Consider the following 3,948-nt stretch of genomic DNA (forward strand, 5'->3'; position numbering starts at 1 on the left):
CTAATTCTTTAATGACAACAGGGCTTGGTCGCCCTGTATCCCGGCTTTCAGCCGCCAAGCCTCTAACCCACCCGTCTTTAGCGGGTGGTTGTTTAGTCTGGGGATAATACAGGGCGTGGGGTTTTGTATAGAGCACAAATAAAAGGTTTAGGCTCTCTCAAAAGAGTTCAAATCAGTTCTATACACCATCCCAAGTTTTTTCAAATTATCCTAAATTGGGTTTTTTGCCGCACCAAACTGAGGGCTATTCAGAGTGCTGTTTTCAGCCGTTCCACTTCTTCACAATAGCATTTTCACCTGCTCTTTAACTAATTATTATTCTTGCTGTCATTCTTTTATACATACTCTTGATTTATCCTTTTGGGTTTTTCTCTTGTGCCTTTGGCATACCTAGACTAGAGCGTTACGATAAAATGATCTGTAAAAATATAAACTTTTAGATAACACTGTATTGTCATAATTCCATGTTTTAATCCTTTGTTTCTTATCCATTTAGAAGGAAAATACCATGCAGCAACGATTGTTTTGCCTACTTCTATTACTGGCGGGGTTTATGCCAGCCGTCTATGCAGATCACCACTGTGAAAATTTAAAATGCACTTATGATGTAAGCTTAGAAAAATCTGGCTTTTATATTTTAGGAACAGGTTTAAATCCTCAAGAAAGCGACGATATTTACACCACAAACATTGAGAATACACCTGACACAGCATTGGCAACAAATATTGGTATTGGGGTTATTATTGAGCAGACTTTTCAACCAACACTCACTTTTACTTTAGTTGAACGTGCTGCAATCACAATTGAAAGCACTGAATTCACAGAACAAGTTGAAACCTTCCCTTTACTTATTTCCTCTGATGAAACGGGCGACGTTATATACCAAAATGAAATATTAGGTACAGATGAAGTCATTACGCCTATTTTAGGAGAAGGCACTTACAATTTATCTATTGCTAGCACGGAAGGTATTTTTATCCTTTATATACGTGCGGAAGGTTTGGCTACGCAATCTCAGTTTAACGTTGCTTTAAATACCGACAATGCAGTTTCCTATTTAGCGGCTAATTTAGAAGCAGGTGACGTACAATTCTCTACGGAATTTGTTAAATTAGCCCCTGCTTTTTCAGTGTTCTATCAAGAAGAAGATGGCAATTTAAGCCTTGTATTTTCCAGTGAAACTGACACCAATGCGCCAGATAATGGCGGTGATGACGTTGCCGAATTACCTAATCTTGTGATTGAAAATGATATTGAACTCGCTAGCGTTGATTTCGATGGTGGTATCAGTGGTTTAAATTTAAGCGTTGGCTTAGGCAGTGGCGCGTTTCGTGGTGATGAACCCAATACGTTTTATACAGTAACAGATAGAGGTCCTAACATTCCTTGTGATGATACTGCAGATATTATCGGTGCGGCTGAATTTTGCCGTAATCCAGATAACAGCGTTAATGAAAATGGCAAAGTCTTTCCAATTCCAAGCTTTACTCCCAGTATTTATAAATTCAAATTGGTTAAAAATCCAGATGGTGGTATCGGCACACAACAAATTGAACGGATTTTATTAAAAAACAGCAGTGGTACACCGATTACAGGTTTAAGCAATCCGCTTGAAGTGATGGATACAGAAGGCAGTTTCAGCAACACAGGTCAATTTGTTGAATACGATGTGGAAGGTTTAGATACAGAAGCTTTAGTCAGATTAAGCGATGGCACATTTTGGTTAGCGGAAGAATACGCGCCAAGTTTAGTTCACGTTGCAGCCGATGGCACAATTTTAGAGCGTGTCGTCCCTGCTGGTGTTGAAGGCGATTTGAGTGCTGCGGATTATCCTATCACAGGCAGATTACCTGCAATTTTACAAAAACGCCCACTTAATCGTGGGGTTGAATCAATTGCAGTAAGCCCAGATGAACAGTTTTTATATTTTATCATGCAAAGCCCTTTATCAAATCCTGATGCAGCAGCTTATAAAGCGTCTCACAATGTGCGTTTATTTAAATTAGGTTTGGAAAATGGTGAAATCACAGACGTAATCGCAGAATATGCGTATATGATTGATGACATTGTAGACTTCCCATTAGATGCTAAAATCAATCAAAATAGTGTCAAAATCAGTGAAATGATCGCTTTAGACGCTGACGTGTTAGTGATTTTAGAACATGTAACAAAACAAACTAAATTATTCATTGTTGATTTAGCAACAGGCGACAATATTTTAAATTCCGATTGGGATAAATTAGACACAGCCCCATCATTTGAATTGTCTGATGTGAACAGCTTTGCCGTTGAAAAACAAGCATTATTTGATTCTGCTTTATCATTACCAAATTTGAGTAGTAAAATTGAAGGTATCGCATTATTAGATAATTACATCGTATTGATTAACGACAATGATTTTGGTATTTCTGGCGCGAAAACAGAAGTCACATTGCTTCCTTTAGTTGAAGATGCTGACGCAAGTTTGTAGCCTCCTATCGCTGGTGATACTGCATTTAGCATGACCTTGATGTACCTTAACGATCATCTTAAACAAAACCTATCGTGTTGGTACTAACTCATTTGTGGCTTCGGGTCGCGATGGTTATGCGACATTTGGTAAAGTGTTAGATGAGCGTGGTGGCATTGATACCTATTTTGATTATGCTGAATCATTCGTGAATTACGTACGTGAAATCGGCACAATTAACAAACCTGCATTAATAGGTGTGACCTTTATTCCTTAAGGTGAAGGTTAATTTACCTTAACTTTCTTAGGTCGTTATGAAACAGGCATTTTTGATGAAAGTGCAGCAGAAATTGTCAGTTATAATCCTGTATTAAAACGTTTATTTGTAGTGAATGCGAATCAAGTCACGGTTGAAGTATTAGATATTTCTAATCCAGTACAGCTGACAACAAGTGAGTGTTTTAGATGTATCTGCATTGGACGATGTCGCAAACAACATAAGTGTGAAAAACGGCATCGTAGCTATTGCAGTTGAAGAAGCCGAGGTAAACGACTTTATTCGTCAGGAGCGTGAAAAATGGGATTGACGTTTGTAAACAACTATCAATGTTGCTCAGGCAATGCAGATAGAATTGCTCTAAGTGCTTTATTTACTGATTCAGAAGTCTGAAACACTTTTGCAATATCAGTATCTAGTGTGACTGTAATTTGCTCTTGTTGTTTTGCAAAGCGGTTTGGCTTCGGTGTAGTCAAAAGTATATCCTGGTAAAAGTTTGGTTTCGTTCATAATCTATTTTCTCTTAGTTTGTTGCTTTGCGAGCACTATATGATGTAAAAATTTCTGTCAATCTTAATTAGAACATTCAATAATGTTGTACATAGATTTCTTGTCTGGAGAACCTATCCAAATTTTTTGCTTTGAGTGACGTTTCCCAAATTTGTATTCTAGATTGCAATGAATCCGTTTTTCATCAAGATTGTAAGCCGTCAGCAAAATGGTGGCTAAAATTGTACCAATTGTTTCCATGATATTTTTCCTTAAAATTAATGTTTGGGCAAATTTTATGGACTTTTTTTGCCGCTAATTAAATAATTACTTTATCTAGGTAATTTGATTCAATGTGATAAGGGAGATTGTATGGATTTTTTTAAACATCGTGAAATATCAATGACATTCATGGTTTAATGTGGTGGAGTTGAGTGTATGGATTTTTTTTGGCACTGATGTAGATATTTTTTGGTTTATACACAAAAATGAAGTAGAACAACGTGGACATATCCCAAGTTCAGTACTATATTGGGTACTGTAAGAAGGATTAACGCTTTATGAAAAAGGCAACTTAGCAAGAGCTTATTGAGAAGTGAGTATGAAAAAATACAATTCATATTTAGAACATTATTATGAAACCTCTGATAAATTCCAAAATAAAATTATTAAATTAGGGCTAAATATTATTGTTGATAAAGTAGGAAATTTTGGAAAAGAAACACCTTACACA

Annotated in this window: 5 protein-coding genes; 3 read left to right on the forward strand and 2 right to left on the reverse strand. The window is 36.6% G+C overall.

Annotation, left to right across the window (positions count from 1 at the left end; translation table 11 throughout):
* Positions 1-508: 508 nt before the first annotated feature.
* From ABXH34_RS18085 to ABXH34_RS18095, 3 genes are all read left to right on the forward strand, one after another.
* Positions 509-2,470, forward strand: coding sequence for an esterase-like activity of phytase family protein (locus ABXH34_RS18085; RefSeq protein ID WP_353573285.1), 1,962 nt, complete (start codon positions 509-511; stop codon positions 2,468-2,470).
* Positions 2,471-2,564: 94 nt separating this feature from the next.
* Entirely contained in the window at positions 2,565-2,726 is a 162-nt protein-coding gene (locus tag ABXH34_RS18090; protein ID WP_353573286.1) for a hypothetical protein, read from the forward strand.
* A gap of 175 nt (positions 2,727-2,901) precedes the next feature.
* Positions 2,902-3,036, forward strand: coding sequence for a hypothetical protein (locus ABXH34_RS18095; RefSeq protein ID WP_353573287.1), 135 nt, complete (start codon positions 2,902-2,904; stop codon positions 3,034-3,036).
* A gap of 16 nt (positions 3,037-3,052) precedes the next feature.
* Here ABXH34_RS18095 and ABXH34_RS18100 read toward each other — a convergent pair whose 3' ends face one another.
* Positions 3,053-3,202 (reverse strand): hypothetical protein, encoded by a 150-nt coding sequence (locus tag ABXH34_RS18100; RefSeq protein ID WP_353573288.1) that lies wholly within the window; start codon positions 3,200-3,202, stop codon positions 3,053-3,055.
* Positions 3,203-3,299: 97 nt separating this feature from the next.
* Positions 3,300-3,476: a hypothetical protein gene (locus ABXH34_RS18105; RefSeq protein WP_353573289.1), complete on the reverse strand. Its 177-nt coding sequence runs from the start codon at positions 3,474-3,476 to the stop codon at positions 3,300-3,302.
* Between the last annotated feature and the right edge of the window lie 472 nt (positions 3,477-3,948).

The organism is Candidatus Albibeggiatoa sp. nov. BB20, assembly GCA_016744725.1.
Lineage (GTDB): Bacteria > Pseudomonadota > Gammaproteobacteria > Beggiatoales > Beggiatoaceae > Albibeggiatoa.

Excerpts from the sequence above, each read along its gene's own strand:
- ABXH34_RS18085 (WP_353573285.1), top strand. The coding sequence starts at position 509 with ATGCAGCAACGATTGTTTTGCCTACTTCTATTACTGGCGGGGTTTATG.
- ABXH34_RS18105 (WP_353573289.1), bottom strand. The coding sequence starts at position 3,476 with ATGGAAACAATTGGTACAATTTTAGCCACCATTTTGCTGACGGCTTAC.